At 71.0% G+C, this 18,369-nt stretch carries 12 protein-coding genes and 1 pseudogene; 11 read left to right on the plus strand and 2 right to left on the minus strand.

Annotation, left to right across the window (positions count from 1 at the left end; translation table 11 throughout):
- Positions 1-45: 45 nt before the first annotated feature.
- Positions 46-1,791 carry an arabinofuranosyltransferase gene (locus AB0J06_RS12060; protein WP_357427490.1) on the plus strand — a complete coding sequence of 582 codons (1,746 nt, stop codon included), beginning with the start codon at positions 46-48 and terminating at the stop codon, positions 1,789-1,791.
- A gap of 52 nt (positions 1,792-1,843) precedes the next feature.
- Here AB0J06_RS12060 and AB0J06_RS12065 read toward each other — a convergent pair whose 3' ends face one another.
- The gene (locus AB0J06_RS12065; RefSeq protein WP_357427492.1) at positions 1,844-2,053 is read right to left on the minus strand and encodes a PspC domain-containing protein; all 210 of its coding nucleotides are present in this window, start codon (positions 2,051-2,053) and stop codon (positions 1,844-1,846) included.
- Positions 2,054-2,315: 262 nt separating this feature from the next.
- Here AB0J06_RS12065 and AB0J06_RS12070 point away from each other — a divergent pair, with 262 nt between their 5' ends.
- From AB0J06_RS12070 to AB0J06_RS12095, 6 genes are all read left to right on the plus strand, one after another.
- Positions 2,316-3,686 (plus strand): L-serine ammonia-lyase, encoded by a 1,371-nt coding sequence (locus tag AB0J06_RS12070; RefSeq protein WP_357427494.1) that lies wholly within the window; start codon positions 2,316-2,318, stop codon positions 3,684-3,686.
- A gap of 318 nt (positions 3,687-4,004) precedes the next feature.
- Entirely contained in the window at positions 4,005-4,817 is an 813-nt protein-coding gene (locus AB0J06_RS12075; protein WP_357427496.1) for an ABC transporter permease, read from the plus strand.
- The gene (locus tag AB0J06_RS12080) at positions 4,817-5,563 is read left to right on the plus strand and encodes an ABC transporter ATP-binding protein (RefSeq protein WP_357427499.1); all 747 of its coding nucleotides are present in this window, start codon (positions 4,817-4,819) and stop codon (positions 5,561-5,563) included. The genes AB0J06_RS12075 and AB0J06_RS12080 overlap by 1 nt, the downstream gene beginning before the upstream one ends.
- 11 nt (positions 5,564-5,574) lie before the next feature.
- Complete coding sequence (locus AB0J06_RS12085) at positions 5,575-7,554, plus strand: DUF5941 domain-containing protein (protein ID WP_357427538.1); 1,980 nt, start codon at positions 5,575-5,577, stop codon at positions 7,552-7,554.
- Positions 7,551-9,737: a bifunctional glycosyltransferase family 2 protein/CDP-glycerol:glycerophosphate glycerophosphotransferase gene (locus AB0J06_RS12090; protein WP_357427500.1), complete on the plus strand. Its 2,187-nt coding sequence runs from the start codon at positions 7,551-7,553 to the stop codon at positions 9,735-9,737. Before AB0J06_RS12085 ends, AB0J06_RS12090 begins: the two co-directional genes overlap by 4 nt.
- Before the next feature lie 3 nt (positions 9,738-9,740).
- Positions 9,741-12,071 (plus strand): glycosyltransferase, encoded by a 2,331-nt coding sequence (locus AB0J06_RS12095; RefSeq protein WP_357427502.1) that lies wholly within the window; start codon positions 9,741-9,743, stop codon positions 12,069-12,071.
- Positions 12,072-12,105: 34 nt separating this feature from the next.
- Here AB0J06_RS12095 and AB0J06_RS12100 read toward each other — a convergent pair whose 3' ends face one another.
- The gene (locus AB0J06_RS12100; RefSeq protein WP_357427504.1) at positions 12,106-13,761 is read right to left on the minus strand and encodes a glycosyltransferase; all 1,656 of its coding nucleotides are present in this window, start codon (positions 13,759-13,761) and stop codon (positions 12,106-12,108) included.
- A gap of 326 nt (positions 13,762-14,087) precedes the next feature.
- On the opposite strand from AB0J06_RS12100, the gene AB0J06_RS12105 reads away from it, so the two are divergent.
- The 4 genes and pseudogenes from AB0J06_RS12105 to AB0J06_RS12120 form a co-directional block, all read left to right on the plus strand.
- Positions 14,088-16,043 carry a glycosyltransferase gene (locus AB0J06_RS12105; RefSeq protein WP_357427506.1) on the plus strand — a complete coding sequence of 652 codons (1,956 nt, stop codon included), beginning with the start codon at positions 14,088-14,090 and terminating at the stop codon, positions 16,041-16,043.
- 91 nt (positions 16,044-16,134) lie between these two features.
- Entirely contained in the window at positions 16,135-17,448 is a 1,314-nt protein-coding gene (locus AB0J06_RS12110) for an ABC transporter ATP-binding protein (protein ID WP_357427508.1), read from the plus strand.
- A 66-nt stretch (positions 17,449-17,514) separates the two neighbouring features.
- Positions 17,515-18,120, plus strand: coding sequence for a hypothetical protein (locus AB0J06_RS12115; protein WP_357427510.1), 606 nt, complete (start codon positions 17,515-17,517; stop codon positions 18,118-18,120).
- Positions 18,121-18,126: 6 nt separating this feature from the next.
- Positions 18,127-18,320, plus strand: a pseudogene (locus AB0J06_RS12120) (DUF4442 domain-containing protein); the annotation flags it as partial.
- Positions 18,321-18,369 lie beyond the last annotated feature (49 nt).

Genomic DNA, 18,369 nt, shown 5'->3' on the forward strand with positions numbered 1-18,369 from the left:
ACCTCCCCGTCGTCGCCGCGGACCTGGGTACGCAGTCCCAGCGTCGTGGCGGTTGTGGTGTGGCTGCTCGCCACGCCCGTCGGATTCGTGCTGCCCGGCCTCGTCGGCAGGGACCCGTTCTCGCCCGGGGGCCCGGTCCTGCCGCTGCTGGCCGCCGTGGCACTGACCGGTGCGGTTCTTCTCGCCGCACTCCGCTGGCGCGTCCAGGCGCTCGCCGGCGCCGCGGCCGGGCTAGCCGCCGCCTGGCTCGCGCTGATGCTGCGCACCGCGCTGCACGGCACACCGTTCGGGTTCGGTGGCCTGGCCGGCGACATGATGCGGATGGCTGCCTCCGTCACCCGCTACAGCGTCACCGCGACCACCTCGGACACCACCATCCTGGGGCTCCCCTCGGAATACCCGCCGCTCTACGCGTGGAGCATCGGGCGCGCTTCGGCTCTCCTCGACATCCCCGCGTGGCGACTGCTCGCGGACGCCGAGGTGCTCACCATGTCCGCCGCGCTGATCGCGGCCTTCGTGCTGTGGTCCCGGCAGTTCAACGCCTGGGTGGCATTCGCCGTCTCGTCGCTGTCGCTGGCCGCCTGGTCCGACCCGCGCAAGGCCTTCGAGGTGCTGGCGCTGGCTGTCTTCGTGCCCTGGGCGCTCGAGACCTTCGCCCGTCCGACCGGACGCCGGCTGCACTGGCTCCCGGCCGGTCTGTTGGGCGGCTTCCTCGTGGTGACCTATCAGGCGTGGATGGTCTACGCGGCGTTCGCGATCATCACCTTGATGGTGCTGACCTGGCGTGCCGAGCCCAACCGGGGCGCCTACCTCCGGCACCTCGGCCTGGTCGTACTGGTCTCGTTCATCGCCTCGTCCTGGTACGTCGTGCCCTACCTGTGGTCCTCGTTCGGCGAGGGCGGCGAGATGGTCTCCGACCTTTACATCTCCGATAGCTACACGAGCGGGATGCTGCCGTTCTTCGAGATCAATCCGCTCGGCATCCTCGAGTTCGTCGGCCTCGTCGGACTGGTGTGGCTCTGGCGCTCCACGTGGTGGGCGCGCCCGCTGCTACTGATCGCCCTGAGCGCCTTCGTCTACCGCATGTTGGCGATGGCCCGGTTCCTGCTCTCCGGTCACACCATGTTCGGCCACTACACCGTGCGGCTCTACGAGGTCGTGCTCGCGATCGCCGGGGTGCTCGTGGTGGCTCACGTCGCCCCGATCGTGCTACGGCGGATGCGACTGACCCCGCCGCGGGCGGTCGGCGCGGCCGCGCTGGCCGTCGTCCTCGCCTGGGCCGGCGTCTCCTTCACCAAGGGCTGGATGCCGGACGGTTCGGCATACAGCGTCTCCGCCCACGCCGAGCCCCTGCCGGGCGGGGGATACCCCCCGTACGCGCCGCGGACAGGGAAGCGGACATGGTTCCCGGTGGAGCCGGTGCGGCGCGAGGTCGAGAAGATCACCGGCCCCGACCCGCAACTGGTCACTCTCGCGGTGGACGAGCGCCTCTTCTCGTATCTGCCGTGGCCGGGCTACATCTCCAACGACCGCACCGCCGGGTCGACCATGTCCCGCTGGGACGAACGGATGAGCGAGCTGCGGCGGCTGACCCGGACGACCGACCCGGCGGCGTTCGCGGCCGAGTCGGCGACGACCAAGTTCGGTGGGATCGACATCTTCGTGCTGCGGCGGAAGCCCGACGGGTGGGCCTGGAACGATCTGCGGTTCGCCCCGGCGCAGTTCGACAAGGCGCACTGGACGGTGATCGACGGACTGCCGCAGGACGTCGTGGTGGCCGTCCGGAAGTGACCGTGCGTTCGGGGTGGCGTCCGTCGACGCCACCCCGAACGCACGGTGGCGGTCAGCGGTGGGCCGCCGTCAGGTGACGGTCCTCGTTCGGCATGATGATCCACAGGGCGACGTAGATGACGGCCTGAGGGCCGGGCAGCAGCAGCGAGAGCACGAACAGCAGCCGTACCAGGTTGGCCGACATGCCGAAGCGCTCGGCCAGGCCCGCGCAGACGCCGGCGATCATTCGGTTGTGACGGGGTCGGGTCAGCTTGCCTTTCATGTTCTCCACTCCTTCGGGCCGGATCCGGGTTCTCCGCCGGCCTTCTTCCACGCTACGGCCGGTCTGCCAGGCCGCCGTCGGTCTGCGGGCGGATTCCGCACCGCCCGGCCCGTAGGGTGTATACCCCGGGTCGGCCAGGTCAGCAGCCCATGGTCCGACTCCGGGTAGGCTCGCCGGTGCCTCCGCAACGCTGCCGGCCTGCTTCCGTGCGCCCATCCGGGCGCCCCGCCGCGCGCGCCGCGGCAGGGAGGGGTGAACTCCGGTGATCAGTGTCTTCGACCTCTTCAGCGTGGGCATCGGTCCGTCCAGTTCGCACACCGTCGGGCCGATGCGCGCGGCGCGCACCTTCGCCCTCGGGCTGAAGGCCGACGGGCTGCTCGCGCACACGGTGCGCGTACGGGGGGAGCTGTTCGGTTCGCTCGGGGCCACCGGTCACGGCCACGGCAGCGACCGTGCCGTGCTGCTCGGGTTGACCGGCGACCTGCCGGAGGCGGTCGACACGGACGCGATCGACGGCCGGGTCGGGGAGATCCGGCGGACCGGTCGGCTCGCGTTGCTGGGCGTCCATGACATCGACTTTGACGCCGACCGTGATCTGGTGCTGCACCGGCGTCGGGCGCTGCCGTACCACCCGAACGGCATGACCTTCACCGCGTACGGCGAGGCGGGCGAGGTGGTGCGGGCCCGCACCTACTACTCGGTCGGTGGCGGGTTCGTGGTGGATGAGGAGGCGGCCGGCGCCGACCGGATCGTGCCGGACAGCACCCCCGTGCCGTATCCGTTCAGCACCGGCGCGGACCTGCTCGCGCTGACGCGTGGGCAGCACCGGTCGATCAGCGCGGTGATGCTCGCCAACGAACAGGCGTGGCGGAGCGAGGCGGAGATCCGGACCGGGTTGCTCGACCTGTGGCGGGTGATGCAGGAGTGCGTCGAGCGCGGCTGTACCCGGGACGGTGTGTTGCCGGGTGGGCTGCGGGTCCGCCGCCGGGCGGCGGAGCTGCGGCGCAAGCTCGAGTCGGAGCATTTCGGCACCGATCCGCTGCGGGTGATGGACTGGATCACTCTCTTCGCGCTCGCCGTCAACGAGGAGAACGCCTCCGGCGGGCGGGTGGTGACCGCGCCGACCAACGGCGCCGCGGGCATTATTCCGGCCGTTCTCCACTACTACACCCGCTTCGTGCCGGCTGCCGATGACGACGGGGTCGTCCGATTCCTCCTCACCGCCGGCGCGATCGGCGTGCTGTTCAAGGAGAACGCCTCGATCTCCGGGGCCGAGGTGGGCTGCCAGGGCGAGGTCGGCTCGGCCTGCTCGATGGCGGCGGCCGGACTGGCCGAGGTCCTCGGCGGCACCCCCGAACAGGTCGAGAACGCCGCGGAGATCGCCATGGAGCACAACCTGGGGCTGACCTGTGATCCGGTCGGCGGGTTGGTGCAGATCCCGTGCATCGAACGGAACGCGGTGGCCAGCATCAAAGCGATCACCGCCGCCCGGTTAGCTCTGCGTGGTGACGGTGTGCACACGGTGTCCCTGGACAAGGTCATCAAGACCATGCGCGAAACGGGCGCCGACATGAAGGTCAAATACAAGGAGACGGCCCGCGGTGGGCTGGCAGTCAACGTGATCGAGTGTTGACCAGGTGACCTTCCCTGGTCAGTTCCGTAGGCCCTGCCGATCGATCCCTGCCGTGGAAGGCGAGCCGCCGCCGCTTACCCGGCGTGTCGGCAGACTGCTAACCTATGGCGCGCAACGGCCCGCGTCGGCGGCCCCCGTGGCGACGTGTGGATGCGCCGCGTCCGACGGGGCCCGGCTCCCGGACATGCGGGCACAATGGTTTCCAGGACGGCTGCGCGCGGCGGCCGGGAAAGGTCGGCACGTGATCCGGTCAGAGCACGTCGGTCGATCGTGCCAACGCATCCGGCTCCGGCCGTCTCCCGCGGATGGGAGGCGGCGGTGACGTCGACTGTCACGGATGTCTGGTCCCACCGTAACGCGCTGCGGTTGCTCGTTCGTCGGGATCTCGCGGTCAAGTATCAGCAGTCTGTGCTGGGCTACTTCTGGTCGCTGATCGAGCCGCTCGCGATGGGCGCGATCTACTGGTTCGTCTTCGGTGTGCTCTACAGCACCGGCGAGCACCTGGGCGCGGCCAAGGCCTCCTACCCGCTCTTCCTGATCACCGGCATTTTCGCCTGGATGTGGACCAACTCGGCGATCAGCGAGGCAACCGGCGCCCTCACCGGCCAGGCCCGGCTGATCACGACGATGAAGGTGCCGCGCGAGGTATTCCCGCTCGGCCGGGTGATCGGTCGGTTCGCCGAATACGTCGCCGGCCTGCCCGTGCTGGTCGTGCTCGCGGCCTACTTCGGTGAGCTGCATTTCGGCCTGACGCTGCTGGCGCTGCCGCTCGCGATCCTCCTGCAGTTCACGTTCCTGACCGGCGTCGCGCTGCTCCTCTCGTCGCTCAACGTGCTGCTGCGCGACGTCGACCGGCTGATGCGCCTGATCACGCGGGTGCTCTTCTACGCCACCCCGATCATCTACCCGCTCTCCCTCGTGCAGAATTCACAGATGCCGGGATGGCTGAAGGTGGCGTACGAGTTCAACCCGCTCGTGGGCATCTTCCAGCTGCACCGCGCCATCTGGTACCCCTCCGAATTCCCCTCCGCCGGCCCGCTCACCGCTTCCGTAGTCGGCAGCCTCGTGCTGTTCCTCGGTGGCTTGTGGGTGTTCCGCCGCCTCGAGCCCGCCGTGCTCAAGGAGCTGTAGTGAGTAAGCCGATCATCGAAGCCGACAACCTCGGCATCCGCTTCGTCCGCAACCGCCGACGTCAGCTCCGGCTCCGGGAGATGTTCATCCACCGGGGCGGACGGCAGCCCAGCGCGAGTGAGTTCTGGCCGCTGCGCAACGTCTCGTTCCAGATTCAGCCGGGTGAGGCGGTCGGTGTCATCGGCAAGAACGGCACCGGTAAGAGCACCACGCTCCGGCTGGTCGCGGGGGTGCTGATTCCGGACGAGGGCTCGATCACCGTGCGCGGCGAGGTGGCTCCGCTGCTGGAGCTCTCCGCTGGCTTCTCCAACGACCTGACGGGGCGGGAAAACGTCCACCTCGTCGGCTCGCTGCACGGGCTCAGCCCGTCGTACCTGAAGGCGAAGTTCGACGAGATCGTCGATTTCGCCGGCGAGCAGGTGCAGAAGGCGATCGACACCCCGGTGCGGCACTACTCGTCCGGCATGAAGGTGCGCCTGGGCTTCTCCGTGATCGCCCAGCTGCAGCACCCGATCCTGCTCGTCGACGAGGTCATGGCGGTCGGTGACGCCGAGTTCCGTAAGAAGTGCTACGAGACCATCGAGCGGCTGCTCGCCGAGGGGCGCACCCTCGTGCTCGTCTCGCACAACGAGAACGACCTCACCCGCTTCTGCACCCGCGGTCTCTACATGGACGCCGGGCGGTTGAAGGTTGACGGCACGGTGCGGGAAGCGCTCGACGCGTACAACAACGTGGTCCGGACGTGACGCTGGCGGTCCTGCTCACCGCCGCCGCTCCGGCGGCACAACTCCGCACGGGTGACGGCGTCCCGCTCCGCGAGCGGCTCACCACACAGCTCCGCGCCGCCGGCGCCCGCGAGGTCGTGGTCACCACCGAGCTCGACGAGGTGGCCCGGCTGGCGCAGAGCGGCGAAACCCTGCTGCTCTGCACCGAGGACCTGGTCGCGCACACCGCCGTGCTGCGCCATCTCGTTACCAGCCCGGTCGGACCGACGATCGCCCTGGTCCTCACGGACGGGGTGGTCGGGGCCGCGGCGCTGCAGGAGGAGCGGGGCCAGGTCACGGCGGTCGGCGCCGGGTTGTCCGGCGAACCGACCGGTGTCTTCGGCGGCGCGCTCCGCGTCGGCCCGGAAGACCTGCCGACGCTGGCGAACGCGGCCCGCGCCGTCGAGGCGCCCGGTGACGCCTCCGCACTGGACCGGTTGCTGACGCGGTTCGTCCAGGCCGACACCACGATCTTCGCCCACCGGATACGGCTGCTGGTGGCGCATCGGGTCACCGATCAGCCCGGGGTCGTTGCGGCCGAAGCCGCGGTCGCCGCCGTCGACTCCGACGCCGCCGAGCTGAAGCTCTCGGTCAAAGAGAAGGACGACTTCTTCACCACGTACTTCGTCAGCACCTGGTCCCCGTACGTGACCCGGCTGGCCGCCCGGATCGGCCTCGGTCCGTCGGGTGTGACCGCCTTCTCGGTGCTCTTCGCGATCGCCGCCGCGGTCCTCTTCGCGGTGGGGGACCGGCCGGCGCTGGTGCTGGGCGGGGTCCTGCTCTATCTCGGGTTCGTCCTCGACTGCGTCGACGGGCAGGTCGCCCGCTACACCCGCAGGTTCAGCGTCTTCGGCGGCTGGCTGGACACGATGGCGGACCGGGCCAAGGAATACCTGGTCTACGCGGGCCTGGCGATCGGCGTGGAACGGGCGGGCCTGGGCAACGGATGGGCGCTCGCGATCGCCGCCATGGTGCTGCAGACCGTGCGGCACATGACCGACACCTGGTACGGCGCGCTGCATGACGAGGCGCCCCGCCGTCCCCGCGCGGCTGGGACGGCCGGCGGACTGGGGGAGCGGCTCAGCCGGGCGTCCACCCGCGTGCAGGCCGACACCGGCTCGCTGTCGTACTGGCTCAAGCGCACCGTGGTCTTCCCGATCGGCGAGCGGTGGGCCTTGATCGCGCTCACCGTGGCGCTGTTCAATCCCCTGGTCAGCCTCGTCGCCGTGCTTGCGTGGGGTGTCCTGGCATTCGCTTACACGTTCGCGTTGCGTACTCTGCGGGCCCGCGCGATGCGGGTGCCGGTGATGTCGACCGTCGACACCCCGATGCACCGCGACGACGGGTTCCTGGCCCGGCTGATCGGCCGCGCCGCTGTGCGGCGGCCCGGCCCGTTGCCGCTCGCCCTGGTCGCCGTGCTGGCCGCGGCCGGCCTGCTCGCGGCAGCGCTCGCGCAGGCCAGCGGCGTCGAGCTGCCGTGGCTCGCGGTGCTCGCCGTCGGGGCGGTGCTGCTGCTTCTCGCCGGCGGTCTCGGCTCGGGTGCGCCGCACGCCGGGGCGTTGGACTGGCTCGTGCCGGCGGCGCTGCGGGCTGCCGAATACCTCTTCGTCATCGCGGTCGCGGTGGCTGCCGGCGTTCCGGGGCCGTTCACATTCGCCCTGCTGTTCGTGTTGACCCTGCACCACTACGACCTGACCGCCCGGCTGGAGAAGCGGGCGGCGCCCCGCCCGCTGCTCGCGTCCGCGCTCGGCTGGGACGGGCGGGTGTTGCTCCTGTCGGCCGCCGCAGTGGCGGGGGTCACCGGTATCGCCGTAGCCGCGCTCGCCGCGTATCTTTTCCTGATGTCCGCCGTGGGTTCGATCGCTGGTTGGGCGACGGCCACGCCCGGCGCCCGGCGCGCGCCGGGGAGTACTGACAGCGCGCACGCCCTGGCCATCACCGCGGACGGGGCCGTCGAGGGACGGAACGGATGACACTGATCAGCTTCGTTGTGCCCGTCTACGATGTGCAGGGCTACCTGCGGGAGTGCCTGGACTCGATCCTCGAACAGTCGTTCCGCGACATCGAGGTGATCGCGATCGACGACTGCTCGCCGGACAGCAGCGGCGAGATCCTCGCGGAGTACGCGGCGCGGGACCCGCGGGTGCGGGTGATCACGCTGGAGCGCAACGAGGGGCAGGGTCCCGCGCGTAACCGGGGCGTCGCGGAGGCGACCGGCGAGTACGTCTGGTTCGTCGACAGCGACGACTGGCTCGCCGAGGGGGCGCTGCGGTCGGTGGCCGACCGGCTCCGGGCGACCGACGCCGACGTGCTGATCGTGGACTACGTGCGGGCGCACTGGGACGGTCGGATCGAGCCGAGTGTGCAGGGCCGCGGCTTCCATCTCGCGCCTGGAGTCTTCACGCTGGCGCAGTGGCCCCAGGCGATCGACATCCTGCACGTGCCCTGGAACAAGGTGATCCGCCGGAGCCTGCTCACCAGCATTGGGTTCGCTTTCCGCGCCGGCTGGTACGAGGACGTGCCGTTCACGTACCAGTTGTTGATGGCGGCGGACCGGATCTCGCTGTTGGAGGGCGTCTCCGTCTACTACCGCCAACGCCGCGAGGGCGCGGCGACCAGAACGGTCGGTGACGGCCACTTCGCGATCTTCCCCAATTGGGCGCAGGTCTTCGACCGCTTCGATGACTCCCGTCCGGGTGCCGCGCAGCTGCGACCCCTGCTGTTCCGGCGCATGATCTGGCACTTCCTCATGGTGCGGGGCAACGACGGCCGGCTCCCGCCGGAGCTGCGCGCCCGGTTCTTCGCCGAGATGACCGCGCATTACCACCGATACCTTCCGCCCGGCGGCTACCCGGCCCCGGGTGGGGTCGACGGGCTCAAGCACCGGTTGGTCGCCGGTGGGCGGGACCGCACCTTCCGGGCGTTGCGCTTCGCGTTCCGCGCGAAGAACGTGCTGACGGGGGGCGCGCACGCGCCCGCGCGGCGGGTGGTCCGCGCCGGCCGGCGCGGGGCACGCAAGCTGCGCGACGCGCTGTTCCAGGCCTACTACCGCACCCAACTGCGGCTGCCGATCGATTCAGGGCTCGCCCTCTACGCCGCCTACTGGTACCGCGGCTATACCTGCAACCCGGCCGCCATCTACGAGAAGGCCCGGGAGCTGGCTCCGGACGTACGCGGCGTCTGGGTGGTGCGCCGCGACAAGGTGGGCACGATGCCCGACGGGGTCGAGTACGTGGTGGCCGGCTCGTTCGCCTACTACCGCGCGCTGGCCCGCGCGAAGTGGCTGATCAACAACGTCAACTGGCCGAACCCGGTGATCAAGCGAACCGGCTCCGTGCACGTGATGACGCATCACGGCACGCCGCTGAAGGTGATGGGGCTCGACCAGCAGGCATATCCGGGCGGCGTGCAGGACGACGACTTCGCGGGCCAGATGCGCCGGGCCGACCGGTGGGACTTCAGCATCACCGCGAACAGCTTCACCACCCAGATGTGGGAGCGCGCCTACCCGTGCCGCTACCAGACGCTGGAGACCGGATATCCGCGCAACGACCGGCTGGCCACGGCGACCGCCGAGGACGTCGCGCAGGCGCGCGCGAAGCTGGGCATCGAGCCGGGAGAGCGGGTGGTGCTCTACGCGCCCACGCACCGCGAGCACCATCCCGGCTACCACCCGCCGTTCGACCCGGAGCAGTTCGTCGAGGCGCTCGGCCCCGACGGGCGGCTGCTCATGCGCAGCCACTACTTCCACGACCGCACGGGGGCGTCCGCCGAGAACCGCGCGACGGAACGCGTCCACGATGTCTCGGCCTACCCCTCGGTGGAGGAGCTCTACCTGGCCGCCGACGTGCTGGTGACGGACTATTCGTCACTGATGTTCGACTACGCGATCCTGGACCGGCCGATCGTCATCTACGCGCCGGACTGGCAGGCCTACCGGATCGTGCGGGGCGTCTACTTCGACATCACCGCGGAGTCGCCCGGCACGGTCGCGACCACCTTCCCGGATCTGCTCGACGTGTTCCGGACCGGCGCCGTCGACAGCGACGCGGCGGACAAGGGCCGCGCCCAGTTCCGGGCGAGGTTCTGCGCGTTGGAGGACGGGCACGCCGCCGAGCGCGTGGTGCGGCGGGTGCTGCTCGACGAGGCGGGCTGACCGATGCGATCGCTGCTCACCGTCGTCGTGCCCATCTACAACGTTGAGCGGTATCTGGCCGAGTGTCTCGCCTCGCTGGCCGGGCAGACCTACCGCGACCTCGACATTGTGCTCGTCGACGACGGGTCCACCGATGCCAGCGCGGCGGTCGCGCAGGAGTGGACGGCGCAGGACCCGCGCTTCCGACTGCTCCGCCAGGCGAACCAGGGGTTGGGGGCGGCCCGCAACGCCGGCATCCGGACGGCGACCGGCGACTACCTGGCGTTCGTCGACAGCGACGACGTGCTGCCGCCGTACGCGTTCGAGGTGCTGGTCGGCGCGCTCGAGCGAAGCGGATCGGACTTCGCCTCCGGCAACGTGGCCCTGTGGACCTCGCGTGGCCTGCGGCAGTCGCCGTTGCATCGCGGCACCCACCGGCACACCCGCCTCGGTGTCCGCCTGAGCGACCAGCGCAACCTCGTCTACGACCGGCTCGCCTGCAACAAGGTCTTCCGGCGCTCGTTCTGGGAGAAGCACGGCCTGCGCTTCCCGGAGGGGGTGCGCTACGAGGACATTCCGGTGACCATCCCGGCGTACGCCCTGGCCGGCGCCGTCGACGTGATCGACCTTCCGGTCTACTACTGGCGCCAGCGCGAGGCCGGCAGCGAGCAGTCGATCAGCCAGCGGCAGATGGAGATCTCCAACCTGGTTGACCGGTTCGCCGCCGTCGACAGTGCGAGCCGGGCGTTGGCCGGGTTGGGCGACGTGGCGATGAAGAACTGGTACGACGAGACCGCGTTGCAGAGCGACCTGCGCATGTTCCTGGATCTGCTCCCGGACGTCGATGTCGCCTACCGCGACCGCTTTCTCGAGCTGGCCGGCGATTTCCTCAGCCGGGTCGACGACCACCAGGTGATCAACCGGCTCGTGCCCCGTCTGCGGGTGGCCTGGCGACTGGCCAGGCTTCGGCAGATGCCCGACCTGTTGGCCGTTGTCGCGGCGAGCCGTGGCGGCGCAACCCCGCCCGTCCTGCGCGGCCGCCGCGGCACCTACCTGCGGCTGCCGCTGCTCGACGCCGATCACCCCGAGTTGCCGAGGGCGCTCTACCGGATCCCCGGCGGGCTCCGCACCCAGGTGCACGACCTGCAGTGGCGCGGTGGTGGGCTGCGGTTGCGTGGCTCGGCGTACGACGCGGCCAAGGGTGCGCGCCGGCCGTGGAGCAGCCCCCGCCTGCTGTGGTTGCGGGAGATCTCCGGTCGACGCAGGGGGGTGCTGCTGCCCACCTTCTCCCGTCGCACGAACCAGGTCCCCAGCTCTGTTCCGTACGGTTGGTCCGGTTTCTCGGTGGTTGTCGATCCCCGCCGGCTGCGCCGCCGCAACGAGTGGGTCGAGGGGGAGTGGGCGTTCAACGTGGCGGTGCTGGGGAGTGGTCGCCGGCTGCTCGGCATCGGCGACGGGCTGCCCACCCTGCCCGCCCGGTGGGTGGATGAGGGTGTGCGCATCGTGCCCGAGGTGCGCAACAGACAGCTCCGCCTGCGCGTGGAACGTCCGCGGGTATGGGTCACATCGCTGCGGTTCGCGGACGGCGACCTGATCGTCGAGGGCGGGGCCGCGCAACGGCCGGTGGCCGCCGCGCTGTCACTCTGCGCGGTGCGCGGCGTGACGTGGCGGTCCTATCCGGTCCGGCCCGTCCCTGACGGCACCGCGTGGTCCGCCCGCATCCCCCTCGACGACCTCGTCGACGGGAGCGGACTGCCGGGACGGCGGATCATCCCGGGCGAGGCAGGGCAGGGCTGGCGGGTCTGTTACCGCGACGGCGAGGACGAGCCGCTCGACCTGCCGTTCGCCCCGGGTTGCCCGGACGTGCGGGAGACCGTCCGTGACGTGGAGCTGATCGCACAGTGCTCCGACGACGACACGTTCTGCCTGCGCGCTCTGCCGCCCGGGCCGCTGGCGTCGCAGGCGGCACTCGCGCGCGACGGATCGCTCTCGCTCTCCGGCGAGCTGCCGGCCGGGTGGCATGCCGATGGGGCGGACCTGGCGCTCGTGCTCCGCGCCGGCCAGCCCGCCGACCCGGCGATCGAGCCCGAGCCTGACCGGGTGGTGCCGATCCGGACGACGGCGGACGGTCAGTGGTCGGTGCGGGTCGAGCTCGACGGGGCGTCGGCACTGGCGGCCGGTGACTGGCAGCTGCTCTACCGCAGCGCCGCGGAGGCCGATTTGGTGGATCTACGGTGCCGCACCGCCGCCCGGCGTGCCCTACCCAGCGACGTGTCGCGTCGCGGGCGGCGGCTGCAACTCGCCGCGGCGGACTGGGGACGGCTATTGCTGCGGGTCGGTTCCGGCCGGAACTGATCGTGGGGCGAGCGGTCCCGCCCCACGATCGGTGTCAGCTTCCGGAGTCCGGCCGCCGGGCGAGGCGACGCTGGACCTGCCGCGCGGCGCCGCTGGCGTACCGACGGGTCACGAAGCCCGTCGCGGCGGCCAGCGACCGGATGCCGCCGACCGGGATCGTCTCGTCCACTGCCGCGCCCTTTTTCGCCCGCTTCCCCGGCCGGTACAGCAGCCGGGGCTTCGGGGAGACGAGCTGGGCTTCGGAGAGCAGAGCCAGGTCGACGACGCCGAGATCCTCGCCGCTGACCCACCGCTCCCCGGCGACCTCTGCGACCGCCCGCTCCAGCGCCTCGCCGGGACGGCGGACGCGCAGCGCGCGGCTCAGCGCCGAGGTGCGCCAGAGCGCGATGGCCTGATCGGGCGACTTGGCTCCCGCGGGCAGCAGGCGAACAAGCCCGACCTGCCATTCGTCGGCGACCTTCAGCAACCGGCGCACCGTGTCGACCTCGACGCCGTACCGGGCCGGGACGCGCAGCAGGAACGGCGACGGGTACGCGGTGGGCGGGGCATCCTGCACCAGTTGCACCCGGGGTTCGGACCGGTACGTCACCGCGAGGAGCCGCCGGTCGAGCAGTGGGTCCTGGAGCACCGACCGACGCTCGTCGGTGACGGCGGCCCAGTCGGCGACCAGCAGGACGCGTAGATCGGTCTGGTCGCTGGCGAGCAGCCGGTCGACGCAGGTCCGCACCAGTTCGAAGCCGCCGTCAGCGGGCACGACGGCGGTGACCAACGGCACCGCCCACGCGCGGTTGGCGGCGGGGCGCAGATAGCGGGGTTGCGCCATCAGATCGGCCAGGAACGGGTGGTTGTAGCGGCGCAGCGCCGGCCCTCTGGTCATCATGTTGGACGGGCCCATGTGCCAGCTCCGGGCCAGCGGCTCGGGGATGAACACCGCGCCGGCCTGCGCGAGCCGGTAGCCGAATTCCGTGTCCTCGCCCAGCCGTAGCTCCGTGGCGAGCCCGCCGGTCTCCTCGTAGAGCGCACGGGTCAGCGCCGCGGTCGCACCGACGTGGGCCCGGAAGTTGAGGTGGTCGCCACCGCGCAACTGGTCGGTGTCGTCGATCAGCTTCTCGACGTAGTCGTGCGGCTCGGTGTCCTCGTACGGGAAGAGCTGATCGATCGTGTTCGCGGCGCAGCGGTCGACGACTTCTTCCGGAGTGGTCCGGCCGGTGTTGACGAAACGCTTGTAGCCGAGCGTCACCGCCTCGTCGGAGACGTGGTGCCAACGTACCTGCGCCTCCACATGCTCGGGGAAGACCACCATGTCGGCGTCGAGCCAGTGGATGATCTCGCCGGTGCTGTTGGTGGCGCCGACGTGCAACGCGTTGGCCCGACCCCATCCCGTGGAGTGGTCGGCGACCCGGACGACGCGGCAGTTCGCGGGAGAAATCTTCGGCAGCTCCAGCGGAGGCTCGGAGTTGTCGTCGACGACGACCACCTCGAGCAACTCGTCGGGGTAGGTCTGGCAGCTCAGCGAAGCCAACGTGTTGTTGAGCGACTCCTGGCAGTTGTACGCCGGGATGACAACGGAGACCGATCTGGTCGGCCGCCACTCGCCGAGGGCGGGCGGCCGCAGAGAGCTCCAGTCGTTGCGGACCACCCGGGGCGGCTGCTCATCTGATGCGGTGGCGTGGGGGCTGGGGCTCGACACGACCGACAGTGTAGCTATCGCCTCCCGGCCCGGTTTCTCTTCCCGCGAAGCGGCGGAGTCGACCGACCGGGCCCGGACGGCCGGGCGGGCCCGCCAATTTCGACGCACGTACGCTTGGAGCACGACCGATGGAGCGTCTCCGCGACGTGCGGAAGCGGGGGTGTTCCGGCCGGCCCGTCCGGTCAGCGGGTGCACGGCGCGGACGCGAGAGAGGATCGATTTTGTCGAAGGGCATGTCGCAGAGGTATCTGCGCTGGCACGTGGTGATCGGCGACCGCAAGGCCAAGTGGCGGAGACTGAGACAGCCCACGTCGTGGGGTGCACGCGTGACGGAGCTGCCGCGTGACGGCGAGCGCAAGTCCGAGCCGGCCGCCGGCGACCGCGTCATCCGTACCCTCGTGACGGCCGAGTCGGTGAGTTGGCTGGGCCACCTTCTGCAGGACCCGGCGTCGCTCGTCAAGGTCCGGCGGATCACCATCGTGGTCGATTCCTGGCACATCCCCCAACGCGGCTGGTCCGGGCGGCTCGGTCCGCTGCCGCACCTGCTGCGGCAGCGGATCCGGATGCCCAAGAAGGACCACGGACGGGCCGTCATCGATCTTGAACTGCGCTGGTCGATCCCCTTGCGGACGGTGGTTGCCGCGGTCCTGCCGGTGTTGACCCCGGTTCGGCCGATGCCCCATCCCGCCAGTCCCGACATCACCGCCCAGGATGTCCTGCCGTCCTGGCTCGGCGTCGGCCAGAACATCTCCGCCGTCGCCGGCGATCTCCCGCGCAATGACGACATCCGCCCGCACGACGTCGTCCTCACGGCGACCGGCGCCCCGGCGCCGTCGGCCGAGCCGGAGCCGCCCGTCGAAGGAAAGCCGCCCGTCCCGGCCGGCGACAACTACGCCTCGGTGCTCGCCGGGGAGTCGTCCGGCGTGGCCGTCGGCACCCGGCCGAGCACCGTCGTCATCGACGTGGAACGGGCGTTGCTGGCCGGCAGGTACGGGCCGTTCGGCACGGCCGCGCCGCGGGCCGAGTTGACGTTCACCGGCTCGGCGGAGGGACGCGCGTGGCGGATCACCGGGCCGGACGGCGTGATCTGCACCGGCCGGCTCGACCATCCGCTGCTGAGCGAGGACGCGGTCGAGGCGCTGACCGAGCTGGGCCTGCTGACGTGCTCCGCCCTGCCGGGCGCCCATCCGCTCGCCGAGGCGGCGTTGCTGGTCCGACTCTCGATGGTCGGGGTGCTGGTGCACGTTCCGCAGCTCCCGGCCGCCTGCGCGGCGCACCTGGCCGACGAGCTCCGCGATCTGATCACGGCGCCGCTGCCCGGGAGCCAGGAATCCGAGTTCGAGTGGGAGGTGCGCGTCGTCCGCCAGCGGCGCGCCGCGCTGCGTCATCACGCCACCGGGTTCGCGCTGCCGCCGCTGGGAGCCGGCGCCTTTCCGGCGCTCACCGAGCCGCCTTCGGTCAGCGCGCTGCTGGTGACCAAGCGACTCGACTACGTCGTCGACGCGATGGCCGCCATCGAGAAGCAGACCTATCCCAACCTTGAGATCGTGCTCTGCCTGCACGGGGTCGAGCTGCCCCGGGAGCTCCGCGATGTCGTCGCGCGCTGTTCGCGGCACGTGGAACTCCTCAATCTCCCCGCCGATCGCGGATTCGGCGAGGCGATCGGCGAGGCGACGGCGCGGGCGCGCGGCAGCCTGGTGACCAAGTTCGACGACGACGACACGTACGGGCCGGAACACGTGTGGGACCTGGTGCTGGCGCGGCACCATTCCGGCGCCGCGATGGTCGGCAAGAGCGCCGAGTTCGTCTACCTGCAGACGCTCGACACGACTGTCCGCCGGGCGGCCGGCCGGCCCGAGGCGTACGTGCAGGTGGTGGCCGGCGGCACGATGTTGATCAGTCGTGGTGACCTGGAGCAGGTCGGCGGCTGGCGCCCGGTGCCGAGGTCGATCGACCGCGGCCTGATCGACCGGGTCAGGCGGGCCGGTGGCCTGATCTACCGCACCCACCCGCTCGGTTACGTCTACCACCGCCGCTCCGATGGCCACACCTGGGATCCCGGCCTCGAATACTTCCTGCGTGACAGCGGGATGCAGTGGACCGGACTGCCGCGGCACGCCGAGTTCGGCACGGCGACCGGCGGCGATTCGGGCGGCGGGGCACCGGGCCCCGTTGAGCTGACCCGCTCGCGGTCGGGTCCCGCGGCGGCACCGGCGAGCGTGAGTGGTGCGGCAGCCCCGCGCCAAGCGGACGGTCCCCCAAGCCGGGTAGCGGCCCCGTAACAGTGTGAACATGGCACGTTCACCCGATAGGCGCGCTGCGTGATCCTGGACACAGTCATTCCGGGGTCTGCAGCGAGTTGGGGAGGTGCCGGTGACCACCGTCGCGCTCAAAGACGTCACAAAGGTCTTCCCGGACGGCACGGTGGCGGTCGACAACGTGAGTCTCGACGTCAACGACGGTGAGTTCATGGTGCTGCTGGGTCCTTCCGGCTGTGGCAAGTCGACGGTGCTGCGGATGGTCGCCGGGTTGGAGGATCCGAGCAGCGGGGCGGTCATGTTCGACGGCGCGCTGGTCAACGACGTGCCGCCGCGCGACCGTCGGATCGCCATGGTCTTCCAGGACTTCGCGCTTTACCCCCACATGACCGTCGGCGACAACATCGCGTTTCCACTGCGACTCTCGGGCGTGGAGCCGGTGCGGCGCGGTGAGCGGGTGACGGATGTGGCGAGCGCGCTGGGCATCGGCGATGTACTCGGGCACAAGCCCAGCCAGCTCTCCGGCGGACAGCGGCAGCGGGTGGCGATGGGCCGGGCGATCGTGCGTCGTCCGGGACTGTTCCTGATGGACGAGCCGCTCTCCAATCTGGACAGCGGCCTGCGCGCGGAGTTGCGCGCCGAGATCTCGGGGCTCGTCCGTGAGCTCGGGGTGAGCACGATCTACGTCACGCACGACCAGGCCGAGGCGCTGACCATGGCGGACCGGGTGGCGATCATGCGCAAGGGCGTGCTGCAGGACGTGGGCACCCCCACCCAGGTCTACGGGCGTCCCGCCACGCTCTATGTCGCCGCGTTCCTCGGCAGCCCGCGGATGAACCTGCTCGAGGCGTCGGTCTACGTCCACCTCGACCGTTACGTGACGCTCAACCTGGGCGAGCAGTCGCTCTACCTGCCGTGGGACGACATCCGGGCGCGAGCCGTGGCGCACTACCACGGGGAGCGGATCGTGGTCGGCATGCGGGCCGAGGCGCTGACCCCGGTCGCGCCCGACGCCGGCGGTGACGTGCTGCAGGGGCGGATCCGCTATCTCGAACACCACGGGCACGAGTCGCTCGCCTTTCTCGACGTCGGGGCCACCGCGATCATCGTCGATGAACTCGGCGGCCCGACCGCGGAGCAGGCGGGCGGCTCGGGACCGCTGCGCCGCTTCAGCAACGCGATGCAGCGGCTGACCGGCCGGGGCGGCGAGGCGTCGCCTCCGGACGCCGAGGTCGTACGCCCCGCCGGGTCGCGTACGAGCGTCTTGAACGACCCCGGGCGGCACCACCGGCGGCCGGCGGAGCTGGCGGTCCGTCTGGCGCCCTATCCGGCGGTGACCCCCGGGCATCCGCTCGCCGTCTCCGTACGGATGGACGCGCTGCACTTCTTCGACGAGCGCGGCGACCGTATCGATGTGGGGTGGCGCTGACCGAGCGCCGCTCTGCCGTCGGTCAGCTCGGTCCTGTGTGGTCACTCCTCAATGGAGAGGCCTTTCGTGTCGACCAACGGGCCCGGCGTGCTGGTGATCGAACGGATCCTGCGCGACCGGGAGAGCATCCGGCAGCGGATCACCGAGGAACGTGATCTCAACCGACTCACCGGACAGATGCTGGCCGTCGCCTTCGCGCCGATCAGTCTGTTCTTTCTGATCACCGCCCCGGACTACGGCTTCTTCAAGCTGCTCGATGTGGCGGTGATGACGCTGTCGGCGGTGGTCGGGCTCCGGTTCCTGACCGGCGGCATGCAGGTGCTCAAGCACCACGGTCTGCTGACGCCGGCCCCCGCCGGGGAGCCGGCGACGTCGCCGGCCGCCGCGGTCCCCGCGACCGTCACCCCGGCCCCGGCGCAGCCCGCGCCGGTCCACCAGCTTCCCGCTGCGGCGCCGACCCGGCCGGGTCACGGCCAGCTCGACGTGTCCCGCTCGGCGTGCAGCGGCCGGTGCTGGTCGCCCGGCCGGGGCAGCAGCATGGCGTGGCCGGTCAGCGCCCGGCGCGCACGACGCTGCTGTACGTCTGGATCCTGCTGTTCGGGTTCGTCGGCACGCAGCTCGGCTGGACCCTGCGGCCGTTCTTCGGCAGCCCGGGTGAGCCGTTCGCGCTGAGCCCTTCCGTACGCTACTGGCGGTCGAATCGTCACCCTCGGCGAGACGGCCCCGGGGGCCGTGGTGCTCGCCGCCTTCGGTGATCTCCTCGACCGGGCCGTGCCACTGGCGGTCCGCGCCGACATCGCCTCCAAGCGGCTCGCGATGGTGCCGTACACGCCACCACCCGGCTGGACCGGCCCGGCCACGAGGTCGCGGCCGGCAGGCTCGCGCGACGTCGGCGGAGAGCCACCGTGACGCCGGGCGGAT

The sequence above is a fragment of the Micromonospora sp. NPDC049679 genome, assembly GCF_040659735.1.
GTDB lineage: Bacteria > Actinomycetota > Actinomycetes > Mycobacteriales > Micromonosporaceae > Micromonospora_I.

Bases quoted from the DNA above. Each gene is read 5' to 3' on its own strand.
- AB0J06_RS12065 (WP_357427492.1), bottom strand. From the start codon at position 2,053: ATGAAAGGCAAGCTGACCCGACCCCGTCACAACCGAATGATCGCCGGC.
- AB0J06_RS12090 (WP_357427500.1), top strand. From the start codon at position 7,551: ATGACACTGATCAGCTTCGTTGTGCCCGTCTACGATGTGCAGGGCTAC.
- AB0J06_RS12095 (WP_357427502.1), top strand. From the start codon at position 9,741: ATGCGATCGCTGCTCACCGTCGTCGTGCCCATCTACAACGTTGAGCGG.